The following is a 23,499-nucleotide window of genomic DNA, read 5'->3' as shown; positions in this document are numbered from 1 at the left end:
GTCTGGCGCATGGGGAAATGGACGGACGGGACGGGGAGGCTGACGGTCGCCTCCCGCGAACTCCCACTCGAGGTGGCGGCCTCGTACCGGGCGCGGCGGCGGGGGCTGCTCGGCCGCGACGGCATCGACGGCATCGACGGCACGGCCGGCGCGCTGCTGATCGTCCGTACGAACAGCGTGCACACCTTCGGGATGCGGTTCGCGATCGACGTGGCCTATCTGGACCGGTCGTTCACGGTCCTGTCCGTCGTCACGATGCGGCCGGGGCGGCTCGGCATGGTCCGGCCGCGCGGACGGCACGTCCTGGAGGCGGCGGCGGGAGCCATGGCCGGCTGGGGGCTGCGGCCGGGGGTACGCGTGCGCGTGGAGACGGATTCCGGACTCACGGCGGGCCGGGACCGAGCAGGGTGAACGCCCCGTACCCGGCGGAGGCGAGCGCGAGCCCGGCGAGCACCGGCACGACGGTACGGGTACGGAGCCGGGCGAGGGCCACGGCGGGCGGGAGCAGCAGCCCGAACGCCGGCATCATCAGCCGGGGCCGGGAGCCGAAGTAGGCGGCGCCGACGAGCGAGACGAACACGACGCCGCACGTGTACACGAGCAGCGGCAGCGGCTGTCCTTGCCGTACGCACAGGACGAGCAGCCAGCTGAGCAGCGCGAGCGCCGCGCAGAGTCCGAGGGCGGCCGGCCACGGCAGCCCCACGATGAACCGGGCGAGGGCGACACCGCCGTCGATGGAGTTGCCCCAGGCGGCCTGGACGTCGAAGTAGGCCGTCGCCCTGCCCTCGCGGACACCGACGTACACGAGGTACGCGAGCCAGCCCAGCGGCGCGATGAGGACCCCGGTGAGCGTCCGCCGGGGCAGCCGCCGGTCCCGTACGAGCAGGACGAGGGCCGTGACGCCGAGCGCGGCGATCAGCGCGACGGCCGTCGGCCGGGTCAGGCCGGCGGCCGCGCAGAGGAGACCGGCCAGGATCCAGCGCTCGCGCAGCACGGCGTACAGCGACCAGGCGGCGAGGGCGGTGAACAGCGTCTCCGTGTACGCCATCGACTGGACGAACGCGGTCGGGTACACGCCCCAGAGCACGGCGAGCAGCACCCCGGCACGGGGGCCGAAGACATGCGCGCCGCACCGGTGGATGCCCCACGCGGCGGCCAGTCCCGCCGTCCAGGAGACGAGCAGCCCGGCGGTGGCCGCGTCGACCGGGAGGACGCTGGACAGGCCCCGCTCCAGAGCCGGGAAGAGCGGGAAGAAGGCCAGGTCGGAGTGGACGTCACCGTTCGGCAGGGTGGTCTCGTACCCGTAACCGTGCTCGGCGATCCGCACGTACCAGACGGAGTCCCAGCGGCCCTTGAGCCGGTGCGGCCCGTCCTCGCCCGTGACGGCGGCGGCGATCGCGAGGACCACGAGGCCGATGACCCGGGTGGCCGCGTAGCCGCCGAGGGCGAGCACGGTGGGACGGCTGAGACGGCGGAGACGGCTGGTGTCGGGCGCGAACATGCGCCCGATTATCAGCCCCTGGGCCTTATCCGGACGAACCGCGCGGCCATCACGGGCGGGAGCTGGTGGACGATCGCGTGCCCGGGCTCCTGCGGGGACGGCAGGTCCCCGAGGAACGAGGTGACGATGACCTCGTCGACGCCCAGCACCCCACGACAGCTCTGCTCCTCCAGGAAGGCCAGCGTGCGCCGCCAGTCGGCCGCGCACGGGCCCTCGCCGAGGAACGAGCGGACGGTGTCCTGGACGACGTCCCAGAAGAACACGTGGGGCAGCACGCCGCCCTGATGGAAGACGTGCTTCTCGTACACGTCCCGGAACTCGGGGATGTGTGCGACGAGATCACTGACCAACTGCACGCTCTGCACAGTCGGCGTTCTGTCCGCGCTCGGGGTCGCCATCTGTCCAGAATGCTCCCGCACGGCGGGCTTGTCCCCCCTCTTTTGCGCTTTCCTGACGACGGCTTTCGGGAGGTTTTCCACAGGGGGTGCGAAGTGTCCCCCTTCCGTGGATCGTTGGGCGTATGTACGAGTTGGCGATCCTCGCCAGGGGCGGGATCCTCCTGACGGTCTGGGCGGTCGCGGCGGGCTGGCCCCCCGGCCGCCTGACCGGCCGGCTGCGCCGCGACGGCTGGCAGCGGATCTGCCGGGGCGCGTGGGCGGCACCCGGGAAGGACGTGGACTGGCGGGTGCGGGCGACGGCGCTCCAGCTGCTGCGCCCCGACTGGGTGTGCAGCCACGGGACCGCGGCGCGGCTGCACCGCATCGAACGGCTCGGAGCGGGACAAGCCCCGAACCACCTGCACTTCACCGCCCGGACGCCCACCCGCTCACTCCTCGGCGACGGCACACACGTCCGCGTCCACGGCACGAGATTCCTCACGGCCAAAGACAGATCGACCCGCCGGGGCCTGCGGACGACGACCCCGGCGCGGACCGTGGCCGACCTGATACGGGACGCCCGCAGCCGCGAGGAAGCCGTGGTGATCGCCGACTCCGCACTCGCCCGACGGTCCGTCGAAGGAGTACGGCGCGAGGCACTCGTCCGGTACGAGGACCTCGCCGCCGAACTCACGGCGCCCCGGCGGGGAGCACCCCGCGCCCGCGACTGGCTCCGACTGGCCGAGCCCGCGTCCGGCTCACCGGCGGAGACGGTGGCGAGGCTCCGGATGAGGGACGCCGACCTGTTCCCCGAGTCCCAGCCGACCCTCCGCCCGGCGGCCGGGCCGGCCCTGCGCCCCGACTTCCTCTTCCGCGCCGAGGGCCTGGCCGTCGAGGTCGAGGGCTACGCCTACCACGGCACCCGCCGCGCCCACCGACGCGACGTGGCCCGCTTCAACGCGCTCCAGTCCTGCCCGGGCATCCACCGGGTCCTGCGCTTCACGGCGACGGAGGTCTTCCACCACCCGGACCGCATGACGGCGACGATCCGGGCGGCGCTCGCCCTCTGAGGAGGGCGACCGAGTCGGCGGAGGAATCAGAAGATGTCGGGCATACGGTTCAGGATCCGGCCCGGCAGGGAGAACCAGCGGCCGCCCTGGGCCAGGTGCCGGGTGTAGACGCCCTGGAGGAGCAGGGCCAGGGACAGGTCCACGGCGTCGACCCGGCCCTCGGTCCTGACATCGAGCGTCACCGGCCTGCTCCAGTCGTCACGGGTGACCCGGACGACGATCCCCTGCCGGAGCAGCTCGGTGACCCTCTTGTCCTGACCCCGCCGGTAGCGGTACGCCCGGCCGGCGAGGCCGACGCGCAGGGCCCGGCCGTCCCGGGACAGCCCGCTGCGGCGGCGGCTCAGAGTGCCGTTGTGCTCGCCGACCCGCACCCTGGCCCGGGCGGGCAGCGGCGCCCTGCCGAACCTGATGCCGCTGAACACCCCCTGCGGCAGGCCCTCACCCGTGACCGAAAACTGCGCGAAGCTGTCGCCCCGCCCGACGGCGTTCCCGTACCGCAGCTCCACGGACCCGAGACCGGGGATCACCCCGCCCCACGAGGGCCCGGGACCGAGCCAGCGGGACGCGGCCCCGGAGTCGGTACGGCTGAGGATGAATCCGGCAGTGCTCATGACACGCCAGTATGCCCGGGGGCGTCGACCTCAGGGCGTGACGGGCGGAGTCGTGCGGGGGAAGGAGATCTCGACCCGACGGTTCTTCTTCCGGCCCTCTTCGGTGGCGTTGTCCGCGATCGGATAGTCCTCGCTGTACCCCCGGATGTCGAAGGTCGTGCCCTGGTCGAGACTCCGCGCCAGCACCTGCTGCACGGCCACCGCCCGCTCCTTCGACAGCTTGAGCCCGTGCGCGTACGTCCCCAGGTTGTCGGTGAACCCGAAAACCCGGACACGACCGGAGCCGAGCTTTTTGATCTCGGCGGCGATGGCGGCGATACGGGCGTTGGCGGCGGGGGTGAGCTTGGCACTGTTCTTGGGGAACAGCACCTCGGCCTGCAGCGCGAACGTCACGTCCACGTTGGTGTCCTGCCGCCGCTGCTCACCGCCCTCCTCCTCGACGATCTGCTTGATGTCGAGCACCTTGGCGGGAGCGAGGGTGGCACCGTCGGGAAGCATGAGGCCGGGGGCGTTGGAATCGATGGCAGGCGGGGGCGCGGCGTCACCGGCACTCCCGGGCGGATCGTCGGCACGAGCCACGGGCACGGGCCCCAGCCCGACAGAAACGAAGAGAACCACAGCGGCGAGGCGTCGGGATGTCGTCATCATGGCGTCGCCTCAGGAGAGCTTGAGGGTGGCGGGTTCGAAGGTGGGGAGCTGGAGGGAGACGTCGGTTACTGAGGCGGGGGGTGCGGGGAATTGCATGAAGACCGGGAGCGACTTGTCGGCGCCAAGATTGGAGAGCCCGGAAGTGGTCAGTGGGCGCCCGTCTGTGTCCCGCAGCACGTAGTACCGCTTCTTGCCGATCGAGTCGACGAGCGTGGCTCCCCCCAGGGAGTTCCCGTGCTTCACGACCTCGGTCTCATCACCACTCAGGCGCGAGGAAACGATGGTCGCGGTAGCGGACGTGTTCTTCAACTGCCCCTTGATGGTGAGAAACCCACCCGCATCTCGCTCGGCCGAGTTGATGGCCAGCTCAAGCCCCTTCTGCCCCTTGGCGACTGCCAGCACCTCTGAGGGCTCTTCCGCGCTCTGCGTCTCCTGACCCGCCTGGGGCTTTTGTGACGAAGAGGTTGTCGCGGCCGGCTTGTTCGCGATCGGCTTGTCCTCGGCTCCACAGCCGACGGCGAGGACGGCGACGGACGCAATCGCCAGGGAGGCAAGCCCCTTTCGTGCGCACCGAATACTCATGAATCGCGTTCCTTACTCTTCGTCTCCGGCCAGTCGGACAGTGAAGAGATCCTCTATGGCGGGAAGTTCCGGGTTCTCGGGATCGATCGTCCAGGCCTCGCCATCACAGGTGAGCCCGGTAATCGGTTCGGGTTCAGGGACAGGCTCTTCGCCCGGTTCCGTAGGATCGGGATCCGGCTCGGTTACTTCCGGTTCAGGCTCTTCCGGTGGTTTGAAGGTGCACTTCGGCTCGATCACGGCCTTCGCGGTCGCGACAGCATGCCGCGCCTCAGTTCCCGGGAGACCGACGCTCTTCCGCGTGCTCACCGTGACGCTGAAGCCCTCCTGTCCCGACAGACGAAGGCAACTTCCGCCCAAAACGTCCGCACCGTTCCTGCCTGCGAAGTCATCCGCACGCCGGCACGCCAGAGGTACGTCATAGACGATCCCCCGCCGGAAGTCATCCCACTGACCCGGGTCGAGAATGACGGCGAGCCATCCCTCACGGAGCTGGTCCCGGGCATCCTGCGCGGCGGCAAGTGCCGCCGCGTCCGCGGCGGTCTGGGCACTGCTGCGCGTAGCGCCAGCCTGCCCCACCACGAAGTAGACGAATCCTAGGAACAACAGACCAGCAATGGCCGCGATGTAGACCGGAAAGGCCTGGCCCGCGTCGCCACTGCCGCGAGGCACGCTCTCTAGCCGCCCGTAAGCTCGGAGATCTTCGTGGCGATCGCATCCTTGATCGACTGCCCGATGTCCGTACCGGTGATCGCGACCACAATCGCCACCACCACCACAATGATCCCCAGATACTCCACCGCCGTCTGCCCGCGGTCCCCCCGCAGCAGGCGCGTGGTCAGTGTCAGTTTGGCCCTCGTCAGGGCCTTCAGCATCGCGTCGTTCATCGTGGTCCCCTCCGCGTTCAGACGCCTGTGCTCGGGTACGGTTCGCCGACCGGGGGGTCGGCGGACAGGGCCCGTGGGCCGGGTGGGCCCTGGTCATCGGGCGGGGCTCCTGCCCAGCCGGGAGGCCATGGCCTCGGACCGTGTGCGGGTGGCGGTTCGACGGGTCCCGAGGCTGCTCGCGATCACGTCCATCACTCCCCTCCCTCACACTCAGTCCGCACTGTGGCACATCCTGTTGTGCGCGCGAAGGCCTTTCCCGTGAATATGTCACCGGTCGCCCCCGCCACGCCCTTCACTTCCCCGTCACCGAGCCGAAGTCCGTGCCCGTGCCGAGGAACAGGCCCGCGCCGAGGAGGATCATCGTCGCGGGGACCATGAGGGTGGTGATGACCATGGTGGCCTTGGGGACGGCTTTCGCCGCCTTCCGCCGTGCGTTCTGCGCGTCCGTGCGCCGCATGTCGTTGGCGATCTGTATCAGCGTCTCGACGATCGGCGCGCCGAGCTCCTCGCCCTGCTGGAGCGCCGTCACGAACTGCGCCACCTGCTCCGAGTCGTTGCGGCGGCGCAGTTCGTCGAAGGCCTGGCGGCGGCTGACGCCCATGTCCATCTGCCGGAGGGTGATGCGGAGTTCGTCCGCCCAGGGGCCTTCGTACTTCTCCGCCACCCGTTCGAGGGCCTGTCGGAAGCCCAGGCCCGCCGACACCACGACGGCCAGTACGTCCAGGAAGTCCGGCAGGGTGCGTTCGATCTGGTCCTTGCGGATGCGGACGGCCGACCAGATGCCGACCTCCGTCCAGAACGCGCCGAACGCGAAGAGGAGGACCGCCACCAGGAAGGAGCCCCTCGACAGCATGAGCAGGCCGCCGAGGACGCCCAGGAAGCCGTAGACCGCCCGCCGTGCCCCGTACCGGTCGATGGTCAGTCCGCCGGGGTTTCCCGCCAGGTCGATGCGGCGGCGGACGGCGTTGACGCGTTTCGGGCCCATGAGGCGGAGGACCGCCGGCGACCAGCGCATGCCCAGGCGGTCCACGGCCGAGTCGACGGCCCCGGTGCGGGTGGCACCGACCTCCAGGGCGAGCCGGAGGTCGTCGGGGAGCCGGGCGTCGGCGCGGTAGAGGCGGATGCCGTACGCGGCTCCGGCGACGGCGAGGCCCGCGAGGAGGGCGAGGAGGAGTTCCACGGCGGCGGTCCGTCCCTACACGTCGATCTTCGAGAAGCGGCGGATGGCGATGAAGCCGACGACGTACAGGCCGAAGGCGGCCACGACCGCGAACTGGCCGAGGCCGGAGCCGGTCATCCGGTCCAGTGCGCCGGGCTGCATGTTGTCGATGAGGAGCAGCGAGCCGACGCCGATGACGGGCACGGAGTACGCGGTCATGCTCACCTGGGAGAGCTGGGTGCGGACCTCGCGCCGGGTCTCCTTGCGTTCTTCCAGCGTCTCGGTGAGGTTCCGCAGGGACGAGACGACGGTGCCGCCGGCGCGGTTGGCGAGGACGAGGGTGGTGACGAGGACGACGAGTTCGCGGGAGGGGAGGCGTTCCGCCAGTTCGCCGAGCGCGTCGTCGAGCGATGTTCCGACCGCCAACTGCTGGGCCACTTTCTCCAGTTCGTCCCCCGCTGGCGCCTCCATCTCGTCGGCGGCGAGGCTGAGGGCCATCCGGAGGGCGAGCCCGGCCTGGGTGGCGTTGGCCAGGATCCGGGAGAGTTCCGGGAGTTGGTTGATGAACTTCTCGATCCGTTTCTGCCGCTGCCAGCCGAGGTAGCCCATGGCCACCCAGATGCCGAGCAGTCCGCAGATCGGGCCGAAGAACGGCGACAGCGCGGCTTGTCCGACGACCCACAGGACGGCCACCGTCGCCGCGAGCGCCACCGTGAACTCACCCGGGGTGGTGTCGAGACCGGTCGCCGCGATCCGCAGTTCCAGCTTCCGGCCGAGCGCTGTCCGCCGGACCCGCCGGTCGACGCCTTGGAAGCGGCGCCTCCGGCGGCCGGTGCCCTCGGGCGCGCCCGATTCGTCGAGCCGCGCGACGAGTTCCGCGTGCCGGCGGGCCCCGCTCGCGTACAGCTGGATTCCGACGATCCCCAGGACGCAGCAGAGCAGCGCGACGCCGATCGTCAGCCAGAAGGGGTCGGTCGGCATCACTCCGCCTCTCGGGTGGCCAGGTGGGCGTCGGTGGGGGCCACGCCGAAGGCCTGCGGAATGGGCTGGCCCGCCAGGTAGAGCCGTTCGGCGACCCGCCTCGGCAGCGGGTGGTACGTGAACCGCCCGTACACCCGTCCGTCGGCGGCGACCGGCTGCGCCTGGAACCGGCACACCGTGGCGAGCAGGAAGCGTTCCCGGCCGTGGGAGGCGAGGACCGATATCTCGGTGATGCGGCGGGTGCCGTCGGGGTGCCGGGTGAGCTGCACGAGGACGTCGACGGCGCTGTTGATCTGGTCGCGGAGCGCCTCGAACGGCACCTTGACCTCGGACATCGACGCCAGCGTCTGGAGTCGCATGAGGGCGTCCTCGGCGGAGTTGGCGTGGACGGTGGCGAGGGAGCCGTCGTGGCCGGTGGACATCGCCTGGAGCATGTCGAGGGTCTCGCCGCCGCGGACCTCACCGACGATGATCCGGTCGGGCCGCATGCGGAGCGAGTTGCGGACGAGGTCGCGGATGGAGATGGCGCCGCGGCCCTCGATGTTCGGCGGGCGGGCCTCGAGGCGGATGACGTGGGACTGCTGGAGCTGGAGTTCGGCCGAGTCCTCGATGGTGATGATCCGCTCGCCGTCGGGGACGAGGCCGGAGAGGGCGTTGAGGAGGGTGGTCTTCCCGGTGCCGGTGGCGCCGGAGACGATCAGGTTGAACTTGGCCTGGACGAGTCCTGACAGCAGGAGCAGCATCTGCTCGTCGAGCGATCCGAGGCCGATCATCTCGTGGAGGGTGTACGCGCGGGGGAAGCGGCGGATGGTGAGGGTGGCGCCGGTGAGCGAGAGCGGCGGGATGATGACGTTGACGCGTTCGCCGGAGGGCAGCCGGGCGTCGACCATCGGGTTCGACTCGTCGACGCGGCGGTTGACGGTGGAGACGATCCGTTCGATGGTCTGCATCAGCTGGTCGTGGGAGGCGAAGCGGAGCGGCAGCAGTTCGACCCGGCCGGCCCGCTCGATGAAGATCTGGTCGGGTCCGTTGACCATGATCTCGGTGATGGAGGCGTCTTCGAGGAGCGGTTCGAGGACGCCGAGCCCGAGGGCCTCGTCGACGACGCGGCGGATCAGCTGGGCGCGCTCGGCGGTGGAGAGGACGGGCCCCTCGCGGCTGATGATGTGGCCGAGGACGCGTTCGAGGCGGGCGCGCCGTTCGGCGGCCGCGAGCGCGGACATCTCGGTGAGGTCGATCTCCTCCAGGAGTTTGGCGCGGAAGGCCGCGACCAGGTGGCCGTCCTCCCGCGCCGCCGCGCCGCCGTGATCCTCGGGGGCGTTGATCCGGGCCCGCAGGCTCATGGCCGGTCCTCCTCGTCGGGGCGGGGCATGGTGGCGGTCTTGGTCACGCTCCCGAGGCCGTTCCAGAAGGGCACGACGTTGGGGATGGTGACGGTGACGGTGACGGTGGCCTCTCCGTCCGTGCCGCCGGGGGTGACGGTGGAGCGGTTCGCGACCCAGCCGCTCACGGCGGCTTCGGCGGCGGCGCCGGGGGTCGTCGTCTCGTCGTCGTCGCTCGCGGCCCGCGCCGCGGCCCTGGCGGCGGTGCCCGCCTGTTGGGCGGCGTACGCGGCGACGCCGAGCTGGAAGCCCGCGAGTCCGACGAGGAGCAGGATGGGCAGGAACCCGAGGTACTCGATGGCGGCCTGTCCGCGGTCGCGGGACGAGGCGGGGGTACGGGTCGCCGCCGGCCGGCGCGTACGCCCGTGCCAGACGGCCCCACGCGTAGTCCCGCGCGCGCCCGCCCCACGCGTACGCCCGCGCCAGACCGCCCCCCACGTACGCCCCCGCGCGCCCGCCCCGCGCGTACGCCCGCGCCAGACCGCCCCGCTCCGCCCGCGCCCGTCCGTCACCGCTTCTCCTCCGACACCGCGCCCGCCTTCCCCGTGACCCTGAACAGGCCGCCCACGCCGGGGACGAGGACGGGCACCTCGATCTCGACCACCACCGTGGTGATGCCGTCGCTGGGGCCGCCGCAGTCCCCGCCGGAGGCGCTCCAGGCGCCGTCGATGTGGCGGCGGGCGGCCGCCGGCCCGTCGTCGCCGACGGCGCACGCCCGCGCCGCCTCGTCCGCCGCGTTCCCCGCCAGGGTGTACGTGTAGCCGACCAGGACGACCTGCCAGAGCAGGGCGAGGGTGAGCAGGATGACCGGCACCATGCCGAGGAACTCGACCGCCACCTGCCCCCCGTCGCCGCCGCCCCGCGCCCGGTCGTCCGTCATCGCTCAGCGCCCCCCGGTGCGGCGGCGCAGCCCCAGCGAGCCCCGGTCGCCGGCCCGGGCGAGCTGCTTGCCGGGCCGGCCGGCCGCCGGGGCCGCGCCGGGTGCCTGGACCAGGCCCAGTTCCCCCGCGAGGGCCCACAGGGCCTGTTTGACCGTGGACTTGGCGTCGAGTTCGTGCAGCCGGCCCGCGTCGACGACGGCCTGGAGCTCCTTGAAGTGGGCGGGGACGGCGACGCCGGCGATCCGGGTGCCGGTGATCTTCTGGACGAGCGGCGGCTGGATCTCGGTGGCGCGGTGGTGGCGGTTGACCAGGGTCACCGTCTCCTCGGCCTTGCGGACCTGGAGCCGTTCCCACATGCGTACGGTCCGCTTGGCGGCCCGGACGGCGACGACGTCGGGGGTGGCGACGAGGACGGCGGTGTCGGCCATCTCGATGGCGGCGGCGTTGGCGCTGTTGAGCTGGGAGCCGCAGTCGACGACGACGACCTCGTGCCGGCCGCGCAGGGCGCTGACGATCTGGCGGGCGGCGCGGTCGGTGACCTCTTCGCCGCGCTCGCCCTCCGCAGGGGCGAGGAGCAGGGAGAGGCCGGTCTCGTGGACGAACACGGCGTCCTGGAGGACGCGCGGCGAGATGTCGGCGATGGTGGCGAGGTCGGCGACGGAGCGCCGGAACTGGACGTCCAGGTAGGAGGCGATGTCGCCGCTCTGGAGGTCCATGTCGACGAGGGCGACGGTCCGGCCGGAGGCGCGGGCGGCGAGGGCGAGGTGGACCGCGGTGACGGTGGCGCCGACGCCGCCCTTGGCTCCGCTGACGGTGACGACGGTGCCGCCGGGGCCGGTGATCTGCTCGGCGCCCGCGCCGAGGTGGCGGCGGACGCCGACGGACCACTGGGCGGCGGCCTGGACGCGGCTGGCGAGTTCCTCGTAACCGAGCGGGAGCGTGACGAGTCCCCGGGCGCCGGAGTCCATCGCTGCGGAGAAGAGGACGGGGCTGGCGTCGGCGGTGATGAGGACGACGCCGACGGCGGGGAAGCGGAGGGCGACCTCGCGGACGAGTTCGAGCGCGGGGACGGGGCCGATCCGCTCGTGGACCAGGACGACTTCGGGGAGTTCGTCGAGGGAGGCGGCGGCGAGCCGCGCGAGGGTGTCGACGAGCTGGGTGGAGTCGGTGACCGGCGGGGCGGGTTCGGCGTCGGGGAGCTGCCCGATCAGGGTGGTGACGGACCGGGCCGCGTCGGGGTCGCCGACGGCCGGCAGGATCCTGGTGGTCATACCGGCCTCACTTGTCCTTTTCGAGCGTGTAGGTGCGGTCGCGCTGGTCGGCGGGGGCGCCGCCGGTGGTGGGGGCGACGAGGGCGAGGCGTACGTGCTCGGCGAAGGACTCGGCGTACGCGACGCGCTGGGCGTCGAGGGTGGAGAGGGCGAAGGAGATCGGTACGGCGTCGTTGGTGCGGGCGGAGCCCTGGGAGCTCTCCCTGATCGGGGTGAGCTTGCCGACGTCGAGGACGCGGGCGCCGGCGACGATCATGCGGGACTGGGCGGGCTGGTCCTTCTTCTCGCCCGCGAAGGTGGCGTAGATGTTGACGGTGGCGCCGGCGGTGATCTTGCCCGCGACGCCGGTGGCGGCGTCGATCATGATGGCGATCTCCTGCTGGCCGGGCTGGAGTTCGGGCCGCTCGACGATCATGTCGGACTGCAGGAGCGAGCCGGCCTTGAGGCGGGTGACGGCGATCCGGCCCTCGATCACGCGGAGGTCGGTGACGGCGGTCTCGGAGAGCCAGCGCTTCGGCATGGTGATCTTCTCGAACTGGTTCGCCCGCAGGGGGGTGTACGGGGCCACGTCGCCCTTGATCCGGTACGCGGTGGTCTCCGGTCCGACCTTGGAGTTCACGTCGCTGATGACGGCGAGCACGCCGGCGAAGGCGCCGAGGGCGCACAGGACGGACAGCAGCAGCAGGATGACGCCGCGGCGCTGGCGGGAGTTCATGGCCGTACTACCTCGATCGGAGACGTGGGTCCGGGGCGGACGGGGGCGGGCGGAGGGGGCGCGGAGGCGGGCTCGGGGCGGCTCATGGCAGGGCGCGGGTGGGATTCACGTGCGGGTCGCCGTGGGCGGTGCCGTGCGCGTTGCCGTACGAGTCACCGTGCCCGGTCCCGTGCGCGGTGCCGTACGAGTCACCGTGCCCGGTGCCGTGCCCGGTCCCCTGCGTGTTCGCCGGGGTGAGCTCGGCGTACGAGGTCGGGTGCGGGGCCGGCTGCCGGGCCGTCTCCAGGGCGGGGGCGCTCTGTCCGCCCAGCTCCCGTCCTCTCCCCTGTCCCCGGCCCTGCTCCGGCGCCGGCCCCACCTGGAGCGGCGCCCCGCAGAAGCCGCAGCGGTCGCCGATGAGCTCCATCCCGCACCAGTGGCAGGAGTCGCGCCGTACGGAGGAGACGAGCTGGTGGAGGACGGGCAGGTCGGGCAGGTACGCGGCGAACTCGACGAGCTTGCCGGTGCCCCACCAGCCGGGCGATGTGTCGGGCAGCGCCGCTTCGAGGACGGCCCCCTGGACCCGCCAGCGGGGCACGAGGGTGGTGGTGGGCCAGTCGGTCTGGAGCTGGCCGCGGGCGAGCAGGAGTTCGGTGGCGAACTCGGGCCCGGCGAGGGTCTCCTCGTTGTTGCCGAGGCGCACGATCTGGGGGACGGGTCCGGCGAGGACGGCGAAGTGGGCGCCGGGCAGCCAGCCCTTGAGGTGGGAGCCGAGGCTGACGGGGACGCGGTCGAGCCGGGAGACGGAGCCGAGGACGGCGCCGGCGTAGATGTAGTGGGCGAGCAGCCGGGCGGCGGAGGCGAGGACCCCGGGGCTGAAGTCGCAGCCCGCCAGCTGCCGTAGCTGGCGGACGAGTACGGCCGCGCCGAGTGGCGGCAGGTCGGTCCCGACCAGGGCGATCCGGTCGCTTTCGAGGAGGGAGCGGACGGCGCGGAGCCGGTCCTTGACCGCGGCGGGGGCGGAGCCGGGGCAGATGGCGATCACGTGGCCGTAGCGCGCGAGGAGCTGCTGCATGTCGGCGAGGGAGGCGTCGAGCGACTGGGTCCCGGGGTCGGGGAGGACGGCGGCGTGCGGGGTTCCTGGGTCGGTCGGCGGCAGCACGAGGTCGGCGCTGGTGACCGCGATCGCTGTCGGCACGCCGGACCCCCCGTCCCTCCGGGCCGCCGGCGCCCCGGGGGCCGCGGATCACTTACCGCGTTCGTGGCGTCACCCCAGGGTGCTGCCGCCTCTGCACCTTATCCACGTCCCCCGGGGTGGTGAACACACAATCCGCCAAGCTCACTCAAATATTTGGGCCGGGAGCTCGGGTCCTCCGGCCCTGCCCGCCCCCGGTGAACAGGCCTTGCTGCCAGAGGTCTTGACAACGCGATTGGTCTGGACCAGCTTGTTCCGACAACGGTGGCCACCGTCCGCACGCCCGTACCCCCCTGTACCAGGCACCCCGTACGACGACGAAGACGTACGGCACCTCCACATCCCCACATCCCCAACTCCCCTCCGGAGGATGCACGTGGACCGCACCACCACCCGTCCGCACGGACGCCGCTGGCTCGGCGGAGCCCTCGCGCTCGCCGTCGGCTCCGGGCTCGTCCTCGTCGGCGGCGCCGGCACCGCGCAGGCGGCGGACGTCAACGTCGCCAAGAACGCCGGCTTCGAGAACGGCCTCGCCAACTGGTCCTGTTCCGCCGGGAGCGGCGCCGCCGTCTCCTCCCCGGTCCGCACCGGCGCCGGCGCCCTGCGTGCCACCCCCGCCGGGCTCGACAACGCCAAGTGCGTGCAGACCGTCACCGTGAAGCCCAACTCGACCTACACGCTGAGCGCCTGGGTCCAGGGCGGCTACGCCTACCTCGGCGCGAGCAACACCGGGACCGGCTCCGGCAGCGTCTCCACGTGGACGCCCGACAGCGCCGCCTGGAAGCAGCTCACCACCACCTTCACCACCGGCGCGAGCACCACCTCGGTCGAGATCTACACCCACGGCTGGTACGGGACCTCTCCGTACTCCGTCGACGACGTCAGCGTCTTCGGGCCCGACGGGGGCGGCGGCCAGGACCCCGACCCGGTCGTCCCCGGCACCCCGGCGGGGCTCGCCGCGGGCACCGTCACCTCCTCCTCCGTCGCCCTGAGCTGGGGCGCGGTCTCCGGCGCCACGGGCTACAAGGTGTACCGGGACGGCGGCAACCCGCAGACGGTCAGCGGTACGTCGACGACGGTCACCGGGCTCACGGCCGACACCGCGTACCAGTTCCAGGTCGCCGCGACGAACTCCGCGGGCGAGTCGGCGAAGTCCTCCGCCGTGTCGGCCCGTACGGCCAAGGTCACCGACCCGGGCCCCGGCCCGAACGTGCCCAAGCACGCGCTGACCGGCTACTGGCAGAACTTCAACAACGGCGCCACGGTGCAGAAGCTGCGGGACGTGCAGGCGCAGTACGACATCATCGCCGTCTCGTTCGCCGACGCCACGGCCACGCCCGGCCAGATCACCTTCAACCTCGACCCGGCCGTCGGCTACGCCTCCGTCGCCGACTTCAAGGCCGACGTGGCCGCGAAGAAGGCGGCCGGCAAGTCCGTGATCATCTCGGTCGGCGGCGAGAAGGGGAACGTCACGATCAACAGCGACGCCTCCGCGACCGCCTTCGCGAACAGCACGTACGCCCTCATGCAGGAGTACGGCTTCAACGGCGTCGACATCGACCTCGAGCACGGCATCAACTCCACGTACCTGACCAAGGCGCTGCGCCAGCTCTCCGCCAAGGCCGGTTCGTCGCTGGTCCTGACGATGGCCCCGCAGACCATCGACATGCAGAACACCGGCACGGAGTACTTCAAGACCGCGCTGGCCGTGAAGGACATCCTCACGGTGGTCAACATGCAGTACTACAACAGCGGTTCGATGCTCGGCTGCGACGGCAAGGTCTACAGCCAGGGCTCGGTGGACTTCCTCACCGCGCTCGCCTGCATCCAGATCCAGGGCGGTCTGGCCCCGTCGCAGATCGGTCTGGGCGTCCCCGCCTCCACGCGGGGCGCAGGCAGCGGCTACGTCGACCCGCAGATCGTGAAGAACGCGCTCGACTGCCTGACCAGGCTCACCGGCTGCGGCACCTTCAAGCCGGCCCAGGCCTGGCCCGGGGTGCGCGGTGCGATGACCTGGTCGACGAACTGGGACGCCACGGCCGGCAACGCCTGGTCGAACGCGGTGGGCCCGCACGTCCACAACCTGCCGTAGCGGTTCGCACCACCCGCGGCGCCGCCGGTCCTCCGGCGGCGCCGTGCCGCGTTCCTCAGGCGGGCAGGAAGCGGGCCAGGACCCGTTCGAGTCCGCGGACCCACTCGTCGACCCGCGCCGCCCGGCGGCCGTCGATCTCGCAGGTGTACTCGGTGCCGTCGTACAGGACGACGCTGATCCGCAGCCACCGGCCCCGCCGGGTCCGCACGTACCGTACGGCTCCGATCTCGGGCCAGGTGAAATCGGCCTCGTCGTCGAGGAGTTGCAGGCATATCCCGGCGCCGTCGACGACGATCCCGTACACGTTGTCGGCGGCCACGAACTCCGGCACGGGCTGCGGGGGCGCGACGGGCGGCGGCGGCACGAAGAGCGCCGGCACGGGCGGCCCGAACCCCGCCGGGACCGCGTCACGCGGCGGCGGGGCGGCGAACCCCGGTGGCACCGAATCGGCCAGCGGCGGGGCCATGTACCCCGGCGGAACCGAATCCCGCCGCGGCGGAGCCACGTGCCCCAGCGGGACCGAGTCCCGCGGAGCCACGTACCCCGGCGGAACCGAATCCGGCGAAGGCGGTCCGAAGCCCGGGGGGACCGGGTGCCGCGGTGTCGCGGGCGCGTCGACGACCGTCGGCGGCGGTACGGTCCCCGCCGGGTCCCGCACCCCCTCGCCCAGCTCGTCCAGGATCTGCTCCGGCGTGGGCCGGTCTGCCGGGTCCTTGGCGAGGCAGCGGCCCACCAGTTCCCGCAGCGGTTCCGGTACGGAGGCCAGGTCGGGGGCCTCGTGGACCGCGCGGTACATGAGCCCCATCGGCGTACCGTCCCCGAAGGGCCGGCCGCCCGCCGCGGCGACGAGCACCGCGCCGAGGGCGAAGACGTCGGCGGCGCCGGTGACCTCCTCGCCGAGGGCCTGTTCGGGGGCGAGGTAGCCGGGCGTGCCGAAGGCGGAGCCGGTGGCGGTGAGCCGGGTGGACTCCAGCGCACGGGCGATGCCGAAGTCGAGGACGCGGGGCCCGTCGGGGGCCATGACGATGTTGCCGGGCTTGAGGTCGCGGTGGACGAGACCGCACGCGTGGATGGCCTCCAGGGCCTCGGCGAGCGCGGCGCCGAGCGCGCGCAGCCGCGCCTCGTCCATCGGGCCGTCGGCGGTGACGAGCGCGGAGAGGGTGGGGCCGGGGATGTAGGCGGTGGCGAGCCAGGGCGCCTCGGCGTCGGGGTCGGCGTCCACGACCTGCGCGGTGTGGAAGCCGCCGACCTGTCGGGCGGCGGCGACCTCGGCCCGGAAGCGGGCGCGGAAGGACGGATCGGCGGCGAGTTCCGGCCGGGCCACCTTGACGGCGACGGCGCGCCCGCCGCGCGATCGGGCCAGATAGACGGTGCCCATGCCGCCTTCGCCTAGTTTGTGCTCGATGACGTATCTACCGATGAGGGTCCCCACGCGGGACAGTATGGCCGAACTCGGTATCTTGACCGGTCCATGACAGAGCCCCACCATGTGCCCAACACGGAACGACCCGCACGAGTTTGTCGCACCCCCCACCCTCCCCACCCAGGAGACGACATGCGACGTCCCACCCGCGGCAGAAGGTCCGCCACCCTCGCGGCCCTCGTGGCGCTCGCCCTCGCGGCGCCCCTCTCCGCACTCACGACACCCGCCGGGGCCGACCCGGCGCCGACCGCCGCCCGCATCGCCGCCGGCGCCGAGGAGGTGATCCGGCAGTACGAGGTCGCCGGACCCTCCACCCCGGCCGCCCGCACCGCGCTCACCGCCACCGGCGTCTCGATCGACGAGGTCGACGCCCGCTCGGTCGTGGTGAGCGCCAACACCGAACAGCTCAGGACCCTCAAGGCGCTCGGCTACAAGCCGGTCGCCCTGCCGGGACCGCCGGACCGCGGCGCCGAGGGCGGCAAGACCGCGGGCCCGCTCGACTTCCCCTCCGCCGACGCGAAGTACCACAACTTCGCCGAGATGAACGCGGAGATCGACCAGCGGCTCGCCGCCTACCCCTCGATCATGAGCAAGCGGGTCATCGGCAAGACGTACCAGGGCCGGGACATCGTCGCCATCAAGATCAGCGACAACGTCGCCACCGACGAGAACGAGCCCGAGGTCCTCTTCACCCACCACCAGCACGCCCGCGAGCACCTCACCGTCGAGATGGCGCTGTACCTGCTGCGCGAACTCGGCGCGGGCTACGGCACCGACACCCGGATCACCAACGCCGTGAACGGCCGCGAGATCTGGATCGTGCCGGACCTCAACCCGGACGGCGGCGAGTACGACATCGCCAGCGGCTCCTACCGCAGCTGGCGCAAGAACCGCCAGCCGAACTCCGGCTCCTCCTACATCGGCACGGACCTGAACCGGAACTGGGACTACAAGTGGGGCTGCTGCGGCGGCTCCTCCGGCTCCAAGAGCTCCGAGACCTACCGCGGCACGGCCCCCGAGTCCGCCCCCGAGGTCAAGGTCGTCGCCGACTTCGTCCGCTCCCGGGTGGTCGGCGGCAAGCAGCAGATCACCGCGGCCATCGACTTCCACACCTACAGCGAGCTGGTCCTCTGGCCCTTCGGCTGGACGACGGCCAACACCGCCCCCGGCATGACCCTGGACGACCGGAACGCCTTCGCGGCGGTCGGCGGCAAGATGGCGGCCAGCAACGGCTACACGCCCGAGCAGTCCAGCGACCTCTACATCACGGACGGCTCGATCGACGACTACCTGTGGGGCTCGCAGCGGATCTTCGCGTACACCTTCGAGATGTACCCGTCCTCCGGTGGCGGCGGCTTCTATCCGCCCGACGAGGTCATCGAGCGCGAGACGAGCCGCAACCGCGACGCCGTCCTGCAGCTCCTGGAGAACGCCGACTGCATGTACCGCTCGATCGGCAAGCAGGCCCAGTACTGCACGGCCTGACGGCCCGTACGTGACGGGGCGCCCCGGCGGGGACACCGCCGGGGCGCCCCCGCGTCACGGGCCGGGCCGGGCCGGTCAGACGAACAGACTCAGCAGGGCCGCCACCACGAAGCCGGCCAGGGAGAGCACCGACTCCAGGACCGTCCAGGACTTCAGGGTGTCGCGTTCGCTGATGCCGAAGTACTTGGAGACGATCCAGAACCCGCCGTCGTTCACGTGCGAGGCGAAGATCGAGCCGGCCGAGATCGCCATGATGACGAGGGCCAGGAAGGCCTGCGAGTGGCCGCCGCCCTCGACCAGCGGCAGCACGATGCCGACCGTGGTGACGATGGCGACCGTCGCCGAGCCCTGGGCGACGCGCAGCACCAGGGAGATGAGGTAGGCGAGCACGATGACGGGGAGACCGACGTCGTGGAAGGTGTCGGAGAGCGCCTGGGCGACGCCGCTCACCTTGAGGACCGCGCCGAAGACGCCGCCCGCGCCGACCACGAGCAGGATGTTGCCGACCGGCTTGAGGGAGGAGGTGGACACCTGCTCGAGGGACTTGCGGGACCAGCCGCGCCGGATGCCGAGCAGCCAGTACGCGAGCAGGAGCGCGATCGTCAGGGCGACGAAGGGGCTGCCGAAGAACTCGATGACGGAGCGGAGGGTGGACGCGTCCAGGGCGATGGAGGAGAAGGTCGCGGCGAGGATGAGGACCAGCGGCGTGCCGATGATGAGGAGCACGGTGGAGAGGGCCACGGGCGCCTCTGACCCGCCGGACCGCTCGGCGGCGACCTTGGCCCTGGCCTCCTCGGCGGCCTCGACCATGTCCTGCGGGACGGCGACGAAGAGCCGGCGCCCGATCCATCCGGCGTACGCCCAGGCGGCGAGCACCGCGGGGAGGCCGACGAGGGCGCCCATCAGGATGACCCAGCCGAGCGAGACGTGCAGCAGGCCGGCGGCGGCGACCGGGCCGGGGTGCGGCGGCAGGAAGGCGTGGGTCATGGAGAGGCCCGCGAGCAGCGGCATGCAGTACAGCAGGATCGATTTTCCGGACCGCTTGGCAGCCGCGTAGACGATCGGCGCGAGGACGAAGATGCCGACGTCGAAGAAGACCGGGATGCCGAAGATGAGGCCGGTGAGGCCCATGGCGAGCGGGGCGCGCTTCTCGCCGAAGAGGCCGAGGAGACGGCTGCTCAGCACCTCGGCGCCGCCCGACACTTCGAGGATCGCGCCGAGCATGGTGCCCAGGCCGATGATGATCGCGACATGGCCGAGGATGCCGCCCATGCCGGTCTCGATGACGGAGGTGGCGGCGGACTTCTGGACGGTGCCGAAGAGTTCGGTGACGGAGAGGCCGGCGGCGAGGCCGACGCCGATGGAGACGGCGAGCAGCGCGACGAAGGGCTGGAGCCGCACCTTGATGATCAGCAGGAGCAGTACGGCGATGCCGAGGGCGGCGACGGTCAGCAGTCCCGCGGTGCCGGGTATGAGGTGGAGCAGTCCACCGGTGTGCGGGGGCGTGGCGGGGTTCATGGCGGGGGAGCCTCGCTTTTCGGGTAGGGCGGAGCGCGGCACGGCGTTCCGGGGGAGAACGCCGTGCCGTGGAGCGGCTGGTGGTTCGGGGGGATCGGTTCAGGTCCGTTCGGGCGGATGGGTGCGGGCCGGCGGGCCCGGGTCAGCCGAGGACGGCGAGGGCGTCGATCTCGATGAGGAGGCCCTTGGGCAGACCGACGTAGACGGTGGTGCGGGCGGAGGCGGGGGCCTTGAGGCCCTGCTCCTCGAAGTACTGGTTGTAGATCGCGTTCATCTCGGCGAAGTGGTCCACGTCCGTCAGGTAGACGCGCATCATCATCACGTCGTCCCAGCTCGCGCCGCCCTCCTCCAGGATCGCCTTGACGTTGGCGAAGGTCTGCAGGGTCTGCTCGCGCAGGGTGGGTCCTGCGACGGTCGGGGCCTGGCCCTCGACGGCGGGCAGGAAGCCGACCTGGCCCGCGACCTGGAGGATGCCGCCCTTCTTCACGCCGTGCGAGAACTTGGCGGGCGGGGCGGTGTGGGTGGCGGGGGTGAGGGCGATCTTCTCGGTCATTCGCTGTCCTTGGACGTGGTCGGGGCGGTGCCGGAGTACTCCCGGCTGATGGCGTCCGCGGTGCGGCGCACCTGCGGGAGGAGGGAGAGGAGTTCCTCGGCCGTGACGACCACGTTGGGCGCCGAGACCGACATCGCGGCGACGACGCGCCCGTCGGCGCCGCGGATGGGCGCGCCGACGCAGTTGATGGACTCCTCGTGGCCGCCGAGGTCGGTGGCCCAGCCCTGTTCGCGGACGGTCGCCAGCTCCTTGAGGAAGGCGGCGGCGTTCGGGGTCGAACGGGGCGTGTACGGGGGGTAGTCGAGCTTGCCCGCGAGGGCGCGGCGCTCGGGTTCGGGCAGGTCGGCGAGGAGCAGCTTGGCGACGGCGGCGACGGTGATGGCGACGGGCTTGCCGATGCGCGAGTACATGCGGACGGGGTAGCGGCTCTCGACCTTGTCGATGTAGAGGACCTCGCCCTCCTCGTGGACGGCGAGGTGGACGGTGTGCCCGATGCGTTCGTTGAGCGCGGCGAGGTGGGGGTGGGCGATCTCGCGGATGTCGAGGTTCTCGACGGCTTCCTGCGCGAGCGCGAAGAGGCGGGCGCCGAGCCGGTAGCGCTGGTCCTGCTGGCGGTAGACGAGGCCGTGCTCGTGCAGGGTGCGCAGCAGCCGGAGGGCGGTGGACTTGTGGACGCCGAGCCGGTCGGCGACCTGTCCGAGGTCGGCGGGCCCCTGCGCGAGCAGGGGCAGGATGCTGAGCGCCCGGTCGACGGTCTGGCTCATGGTGTACGTCCCTCCTGGTCGTCCCCCGTCCAGCCGGGGCCGAGCTGAAGTGTGCCCCAGGCGGCGGGGGTGAGGGCGGCGAGCCGGTCGGCGTGGGCGCGGCGGGGTGGTGCGGCGAGGTCGCCGGGGACGGTGAGGGCGGCGGCGGCGAGCAGGTGGCCGTGCCGGAGGCGGGCGGTGGCGTCGAGGCCGCGGAGGGTGGCGGAGAGGAATCCGGCGGCGAAGGCGTCTCCGGCGCCGACGGCGGCGACGACGTCGACGCGGGGGGCGGGCACGTGCGTGACGGTGTCGGTTCCGGTGCCGGTGCGTTCGTGGACGGTGGCGCCGTCGGCGCCGCGTTTCACGACGAGGACGGCGGGTTCGGGGAGGGCCGCGCGGATCGCGGCCGGGTCGGTGAGGCCCCAGGCCTGTTCGGCCTCGTCGGCGCCGACGAAGACGAGGTCGGTCCGGCGGGCGAGTTCCAGGAGGACGGGTCCCGCGGTGGCGGCGCCGTCGCGCCAGAGTCCGGGGCGGCAGTTGACGTCGAAGGAGACGAGGGGGCGGCCGGGCCGGGGCGCGGTGAGGGTGCGCATGAGGGCGAGGCAGTCGTCGGAGAGGGCGGCGGTGATGCCGGTGAGGTGGAGGACGCGGGCGCCGGCGACGGTCTCGTACGGCACGGTCGTGGGTGACATGGCGGAGGCGGCGGAGCCGGCCCGGTAGTAGACGACCTCGTGGGCGTCGGTGGCGCGGTCGGCGGCGGTGCGGAAGTAGACGCCGGTGGGCCGCCGGGGGTCGCGGTCGACGGCGGTGACGTCGACGCCGTAGGACCCGATGGTCTCGACGAGGTGGTCGCCGAAGCCGTCCCGGCCGACGCGGCCGATCCAGCGGGTGCGGTGGCCGGCGGCGGCGAGGGCGCAGGCGACGTTGGACTCGGCGCCGCCGATCGCGCGCTCGAAGGCGGGTACGTCGGCGAGGCGGCCGGGTCGGGAGGGGAGGAAGGTGACCATGGACTCGCCGAGGCACACGACATCCACGGGCGGTTCTCCGGCCACTCTGGCGCTCCCTTGCGACTCTGGCGGGGTCCATTGACCCGGCCTTGGCCCGGATGCTAGACAGCTTTGAGCGACATACGCAATGACTGTTGCATCATTCGCAACGCTTCGATGAGGAGGCCTCATGCCCGACCTGGCGAACGAGCGCGTCGACCACCGCTTCAAGGCCCTGCCCCCGGACGCCGAGGGGCTGACCGTCGGCGAGCTCGCCGCCCAGCGGCGCAACCTCTTCACGGGCGGCTTCACCACCCCCGTCCTCGCCCTCTCCGCCGAGTCCGTCGAGCACAACCTCCGCCTCCTGGAGACGTACGCCGAGCGCCACGGCCTGGCCTTCGCCCCGCACGGCAAGACCTCCATGGCCCCCCAGCTCTTCGACCGGCAGCTGGCGCACGGCGCCTGGGGCATCACCGCGGCCGTGCCCCACCAGGCCCGTGTCTACCGCGCCCACGGCATCGCGAGGATCTTCCTGGCCAACGAGGTCGTCGACCCGGTCGCGCTCCGCTGGGTCGCCGCCGAACTCGACGCCGACCCGGACTTCCGCTTCCTCTGCTACGTCGACTCCGTGCGCGGCGTCGAGCTGATGGACGAGGCCCTGCGCGCGGCCGGCGCCGCCCGCCCCGTGGACGTCGTCGTCGAGCTGGCGGCCGGCGCCGCCGGGCGTACCGGGGCGCGGACCGAGGCGGAGTGCGCGGTCGTCGCGGACGCCGTCGCGGCCGCCCCCACCCTGCGGCTCGTCGGGGTCGCCGGGTACGAGGGCACGATGCCCGGGGCCGACGGCGACCTGGTCAGGGAGTGGCTGCGCCGCCTGGTCGCGCTCGCCGCCGACTTCGACAAGGCCGGCCGCTTCGACCCCGCCGTCGGGGAGATCGTGGTGAGCGCGGGCGGCAGCGAGTGGTTCGACGCGGTCGCGGAGGTGTTCGCGGAGATCCCCGGCCTCTCCCTGCCCGTCCTGAAGCTGCTGCGCTCCGGCGCGTACGTCTCGCACGACGACGGCCAGTACCGCGAGCGGACCCCGTTCAACCGGGTCCCCGAGGAAGGCGCCCTCGAGCCCGCGTTCCGCCTGTGGTCGCAGGTCGTCTCGCGCCCCAACCCCGAGCAGGCCTTCACCAACGCGGGCAAGCGCGACGCCGCCCACGACCTGCACCTCCCCGAGGCGCAGGTGGTCCGCGACGGCCGCACCGGCGAGATCCGGCCCGCCGAGGGACTGACCGTCACCGGCCTCTCCGACCAGCACACCTGGGTCCGCACGGAGGAGGGCGCCGACCTGGAGGTCGGCGACTGGCTCGGCACGGGCCTCTCCCACCCGTGCACGATCTTCGACAAGTGGCAGCTGATCCCACTGGTCGAGGCGGACGGCACGGTCGTCGACTACATCCGCACGTTCTTCTAGGAGGGAC

General features: G+C 72.2%; 24 protein-coding genes and 1 pseudogene. 5 read left to right on the top strand and 20 right to left on the bottom strand.

Annotated features, from left to right (window positions below; genetic code table 11):
* Positions 1–9 precede the first annotated feature (9 nt).
* Positions 10–411, top strand: coding sequence for a DUF192 domain-containing protein (locus DEJ43_RS23495; RefSeq protein ID WP_015035878.1), 402 nt, complete (start codon positions 10–12; stop codon positions 409–411).
* On the opposite strand, the gene DEJ43_RS23490 is transcribed toward DEJ43_RS23495, so the two are convergent.
* Positions 383–1,501: a mannosyltransferase family protein gene (locus tag DEJ43_RS23490; protein WP_015035877.1), complete on the bottom strand. Its 1,119-nt coding sequence runs from the start codon at positions 1,499–1,501 to the stop codon at positions 383–385. The two genes, DEJ43_RS23495 and DEJ43_RS23490, sit on opposite strands and share 29 nt — an antisense overlap.
* 11 nt (positions 1,502–1,512) lie before the next feature.
* Entirely contained in the window at positions 1,513–1,857 is a 345-nt protein-coding gene (locus DEJ43_RS23485) for a hypothetical protein (protein ID WP_223831084.1), read from the bottom strand.
* A gap of 164 nt (positions 1,858–2,021) precedes the next feature.
* Between DEJ43_RS23485 and DEJ43_RS23480 the strand changes: the two genes are divergently transcribed.
* Positions 2,022–2,948 carry a hypothetical protein gene (locus DEJ43_RS23480; RefSeq protein ID WP_015035875.1) on the top strand — a complete coding sequence of 309 codons (927 nt, stop codon included), beginning with the start codon at positions 2,022–2,024 and terminating at the stop codon, positions 2,946–2,948.
* 26 nt (positions 2,949–2,974) lie between these two features.
* Here the strand turns inward: DEJ43_RS23480 and DEJ43_RS23475 are convergent, their stop codons facing one another.
* The 13 genes and pseudogenes from DEJ43_RS23475 to DEJ43_RS23415 all read right to left on the bottom strand — a co-directional run.
* Positions 2,975–3,559: a hypothetical protein gene (locus DEJ43_RS23475; protein ID WP_015035874.1), complete on the bottom strand. Its 585-nt coding sequence runs from the start codon at positions 3,557–3,559 to the stop codon at positions 2,975–2,977.
* 30 nt (positions 3,560–3,589) lie between these two features.
* Positions 3,590–4,207: an OmpA family protein gene (locus tag DEJ43_RS23470; protein WP_015035873.1), complete on the bottom strand. Its 618-nt coding sequence runs from the start codon at positions 4,205–4,207 to the stop codon at positions 3,590–3,592.
* Positions 4,208–4,216: 9 nt separating this feature from the next.
* Positions 4,217–4,789, bottom strand: coding sequence for a hypothetical protein (locus DEJ43_RS23465; RefSeq protein WP_015035872.1), 573 nt, complete (start codon positions 4,787–4,789; stop codon positions 4,217–4,219).
* Between the two features lie 12 nt (positions 4,790–4,801).
* The gene (locus DEJ43_RS23460; RefSeq protein WP_015035871.1) at positions 4,802–5,458 is read right to left on the bottom strand and encodes a pilus assembly protein TadG-related protein; all 657 of its coding nucleotides are present in this window, start codon (positions 5,456–5,458) and stop codon (positions 4,802–4,804) included.
* 5 nt (positions 5,459–5,463) lie between these two features.
* The gene (locus DEJ43_RS23455; protein WP_015035870.1) at positions 5,464–5,673 is read right to left on the bottom strand and encodes a membrane protein; all 210 of its coding nucleotides are present in this window, start codon (positions 5,671–5,673) and stop codon (positions 5,464–5,466) included.
* A gap of 292 nt (positions 5,674–5,965) precedes the next feature.
* A complete protein-coding gene (locus tag DEJ43_RS23450; RefSeq protein ID WP_015035869.1) occupies positions 5,966–6,853 on the bottom strand; it encodes a DUF5936 domain-containing protein in 888 nt (295 codons plus the stop codon).
* 15 nt (positions 6,854–6,868) lie between these two features.
* Positions 6,869–7,813: a type II secretion system F family protein gene (locus DEJ43_RS23445; protein WP_041662830.1), complete on the bottom strand. Its 945-nt coding sequence runs from the start codon at positions 7,811–7,813 to the stop codon at positions 6,869–6,871.
* Entirely contained in the window at positions 7,813–9,156 is a 1,344-nt protein-coding gene (locus DEJ43_RS23440; RefSeq protein WP_015035867.1) for a TadA family conjugal transfer-associated ATPase, read from the bottom strand. Before DEJ43_RS23440 ends, DEJ43_RS23445 begins: the two co-directional genes overlap by 1 nt.
* Positions 9,153–9,707, bottom strand: coding sequence for a TadE/TadG family type IV pilus assembly protein (locus DEJ43_RS23435; RefSeq protein ID WP_015035866.1), 555 nt, complete (start codon positions 9,705–9,707; stop codon positions 9,153–9,155). Before DEJ43_RS23435 ends, DEJ43_RS23440 begins: the two co-directional genes overlap by 4 nt.
* Positions 9,704–10,075: a TadE/TadG family type IV pilus assembly protein gene (locus DEJ43_RS23430; protein WP_015035865.1), complete on the bottom strand. Its 372-nt coding sequence runs from the start codon at positions 10,073–10,075 to the stop codon at positions 9,704–9,706. Before DEJ43_RS23430 ends, DEJ43_RS23435 begins: the two co-directional genes overlap by 4 nt.
* A gap of 3 nt (positions 10,076–10,078) precedes the next feature.
* Positions 10,079–11,347 carry a CpaE/TadZ family protein gene (locus DEJ43_RS23425; protein ID WP_015035864.1) on the bottom strand — a complete coding sequence of 423 codons (1,269 nt, stop codon included), beginning with the start codon at positions 11,345–11,347 and terminating at the stop codon, positions 10,079–10,081.
* A gap of 7 nt (positions 11,348–11,354) precedes the next feature.
* The gene (gene cpaB / locus DEJ43_RS23420) at positions 11,355–12,062 is read right to left on the bottom strand and encodes a Flp pilus assembly protein CpaB (protein WP_015035863.1); all 708 of its coding nucleotides are present in this window, start codon (positions 12,060–12,062) and stop codon (positions 11,355–11,357) included.
* 361 nt (positions 12,063–12,423) lie between these two features.
* Positions 12,424–13,239, bottom strand: a pseudogene (locus DEJ43_RS23415) (hypothetical protein); the annotation flags it as partial.
* A gap of 367 nt (positions 13,240–13,606) precedes the next feature.
* On the opposite strand from DEJ43_RS23415, the gene DEJ43_RS23410 reads away from it, so the two are divergent.
* Complete coding sequence (locus DEJ43_RS23410) at positions 13,607–15,328, top strand: chitinase (protein ID WP_181399437.1); 1,722 nt, start codon at positions 13,607–13,609, stop codon at positions 15,326–15,328.
* A 55-nt stretch (positions 15,329–15,383) separates the two neighbouring features.
* Here DEJ43_RS23410 and DEJ43_RS23405 read toward each other — a convergent pair whose 3' ends face one another.
* Positions 15,384–16,706, bottom strand: coding sequence for a serine/threonine-protein kinase (locus tag DEJ43_RS23405; RefSeq protein WP_015035860.1), 1,323 nt, complete (start codon positions 16,704–16,706; stop codon positions 15,384–15,386).
* A gap of 177 nt (positions 16,707–16,883) precedes the next feature.
* Between DEJ43_RS23405 and DEJ43_RS23400 the strand changes: the two genes are divergently transcribed.
* Positions 16,884–18,236: a M14 family metallopeptidase gene (locus DEJ43_RS23400; RefSeq protein WP_015035859.1), complete on the top strand. Its 1,353-nt coding sequence runs from the start codon at positions 16,884–16,886 to the stop codon at positions 18,234–18,236.
* A 75-nt stretch (positions 18,237–18,311) separates the two neighbouring features.
* Here DEJ43_RS23400 and DEJ43_RS23395 read toward each other — a convergent pair whose 3' ends face one another.
* The 4 genes from DEJ43_RS23395 to DEJ43_RS23380 all read right to left on the bottom strand — a co-directional run bounded on the left by DEJ43_RS23395 (position 18,312) and on the right by DEJ43_RS23380 (position 22,102).
* On the bottom strand, positions 18,312–19,754 hold the full coding sequence (locus DEJ43_RS23395) for a GntP family permease (protein ID WP_015035858.1): 1,443 nt from the start codon (positions 19,752–19,754) through the stop codon (positions 18,312–18,314).
* Positions 19,755–19,896: 142 nt separating this feature from the next.
* Entirely contained in the window at positions 19,897–20,307 is a 411-nt protein-coding gene (locus tag DEJ43_RS23390; RefSeq protein WP_015035857.1) for a RidA family protein, read from the bottom strand.
* Positions 20,304–21,071 carry an IclR family transcriptional regulator gene (locus DEJ43_RS23385; RefSeq protein WP_015035856.1) on the bottom strand — a complete coding sequence of 256 codons (768 nt, stop codon included), beginning with the start codon at positions 21,069–21,071 and terminating at the stop codon, positions 20,304–20,306. Before DEJ43_RS23385 ends, DEJ43_RS23390 begins: the two co-directional genes overlap by 4 nt.
* Positions 21,068–22,102, bottom strand: coding sequence for a sugar kinase (locus DEJ43_RS23380; RefSeq protein ID WP_015035855.1), 1,035 nt, complete (start codon positions 22,100–22,102; stop codon positions 21,068–21,070). Before DEJ43_RS23380 ends, DEJ43_RS23385 begins: the two co-directional genes overlap by 4 nt.
* A 124-nt stretch (positions 22,103–22,226) precedes the next feature.
* Between DEJ43_RS23380 and DEJ43_RS23375 the strand changes: the two genes are divergently transcribed.
* Entirely contained in the window at positions 22,227–23,492 is a 1,266-nt protein-coding gene (locus DEJ43_RS23375) for an alanine racemase (RefSeq protein WP_015035854.1), read from the top strand.
* The last annotated feature ends 7 nt before the right edge of the window (positions 23,493–23,499 follow it).

Source organism: Streptomyces venezuelae ATCC 10712 (assembly GCF_008639165.1).
GTDB classification, from domain to species: domain Bacteria; phylum Actinomycetota; class Actinomycetes; order Streptomycetales; family Streptomycetaceae; genus Streptomyces; species Streptomyces venezuelae.
Note: the sequence above shows the minus strand (reverse complement) of the source record. Positions and strands in the feature narration are given on the sequence as shown.

What these genes read in the sequence shown, in the direction of transcription:
- DEJ43_RS23410 (WP_181399437.1), top strand. Translation starts at nt 13,607, where the DNA reads ATGCACGTGGACCGCACCACCACCCGTCCGCACGGACGCCGCTGGCTC.
- DEJ43_RS23465 (WP_015035872.1), bottom strand. Translation starts at nt 4,789, where the DNA reads ATGAGTATTCGGTGCGCACGAAAGGGGCTTGCCTCCCTGGCGATTGCG.
- cpaB (WP_015035863.1), bottom strand. Translation starts at nt 12,062, where the DNA reads ATGAACTCCCGCCAGCGCCGCGGCGTCATCCTGCTGCTGCTGTCCGTC.
- DEJ43_RS23390 (WP_015035857.1), bottom strand. Translation starts at nt 20,307, where the DNA reads ATGACCGAGAAGATCGCCCTCACCCCCGCCACCCACACCGCCCCGCCC.
- DEJ43_RS23440 (WP_015035867.1), bottom strand. Translation starts at nt 9,156, where the DNA reads ATGAGCCTGCGGGCCCGGATCAACGCCCCCGAGGATCACGGCGGCGCG.
- DEJ43_RS23445 (WP_041662830.1), bottom strand. Translation starts at nt 7,813, where the DNA reads ATGCCGACCGACCCCTTCTGGCTGACGATCGGCGTCGCGCTGCTCTGC.
- DEJ43_RS23400 (WP_015035859.1), top strand. Translation starts at nt 16,884, where the DNA reads ATGCGACGTCCCACCCGCGGCAGAAGGTCCGCCACCCTCGCGGCCCTC.
- DEJ43_RS23480 (WP_015035875.1), top strand. Translation starts at nt 2,022, where the DNA reads ATGTACGAGTTGGCGATCCTCGCCAGGGGCGGGATCCTCCTGACGGTC.
- DEJ43_RS23405 (WP_015035860.1), bottom strand. Translation starts at nt 16,706, where the DNA reads ATGGGCACCGTCTATCTGGCCCGATCGCGCGGCGGGCGCGCCGTCGCC.
- DEJ43_RS23455 (WP_015035870.1), bottom strand. Translation starts at nt 5,673, where the DNA reads ATGAACGACGCGATGCTGAAGGCCCTGACGAGGGCCAAACTGACACTG.
- DEJ43_RS23430 (WP_015035865.1), bottom strand. Translation starts at nt 10,075, where the DNA reads ATGACGGACGACCGGGCGCGGGGCGGCGGCGACGGGGGGCAGGTGGCG.
- DEJ43_RS23375 (WP_015035854.1), top strand. Translation starts at nt 22,227, where the DNA reads ATGCCCGACCTGGCGAACGAGCGCGTCGACCACCGCTTCAAGGCCCTG.
- DEJ43_RS23470 (WP_015035873.1), bottom strand. Translation starts at nt 4,207, where the DNA reads ATGATGACGACATCCCGACGCCTCGCCGCTGTGGTTCTCTTCGTTTCT.
- DEJ43_RS23475 (WP_015035874.1), bottom strand. Translation starts at nt 3,559, where the DNA reads ATGAGCACTGCCGGATTCATCCTCAGCCGTACCGACTCCGGGGCCGCG.
- DEJ43_RS23385 (WP_015035856.1), bottom strand. Translation starts at nt 21,071, where the DNA reads ATGAGCCAGACCGTCGACCGGGCGCTCAGCATCCTGCCCCTGCTCGCG.
- DEJ43_RS23395 (WP_015035858.1), bottom strand. Translation starts at nt 19,754, where the DNA reads ATGAACCCCGCCACGCCCCCGCACACCGGTGGACTGCTCCACCTCATA.
- DEJ43_RS23490 (WP_015035877.1), bottom strand. Translation starts at nt 1,501, where the DNA reads ATGTTCGCGCCCGACACCAGCCGTCTCCGCCGTCTCAGCCGTCCCACC.
- DEJ43_RS23495 (WP_015035878.1), top strand. Translation starts at nt 10, where the DNA reads ATGGGGAAATGGACGGACGGGACGGGGAGGCTGACGGTCGCCTCCCGC.
- DEJ43_RS23425 (WP_015035864.1), bottom strand. Translation starts at nt 11,347, where the DNA reads ATGACCACCAGGATCCTGCCGGCCGTCGGCGACCCCGACGCGGCCCGG.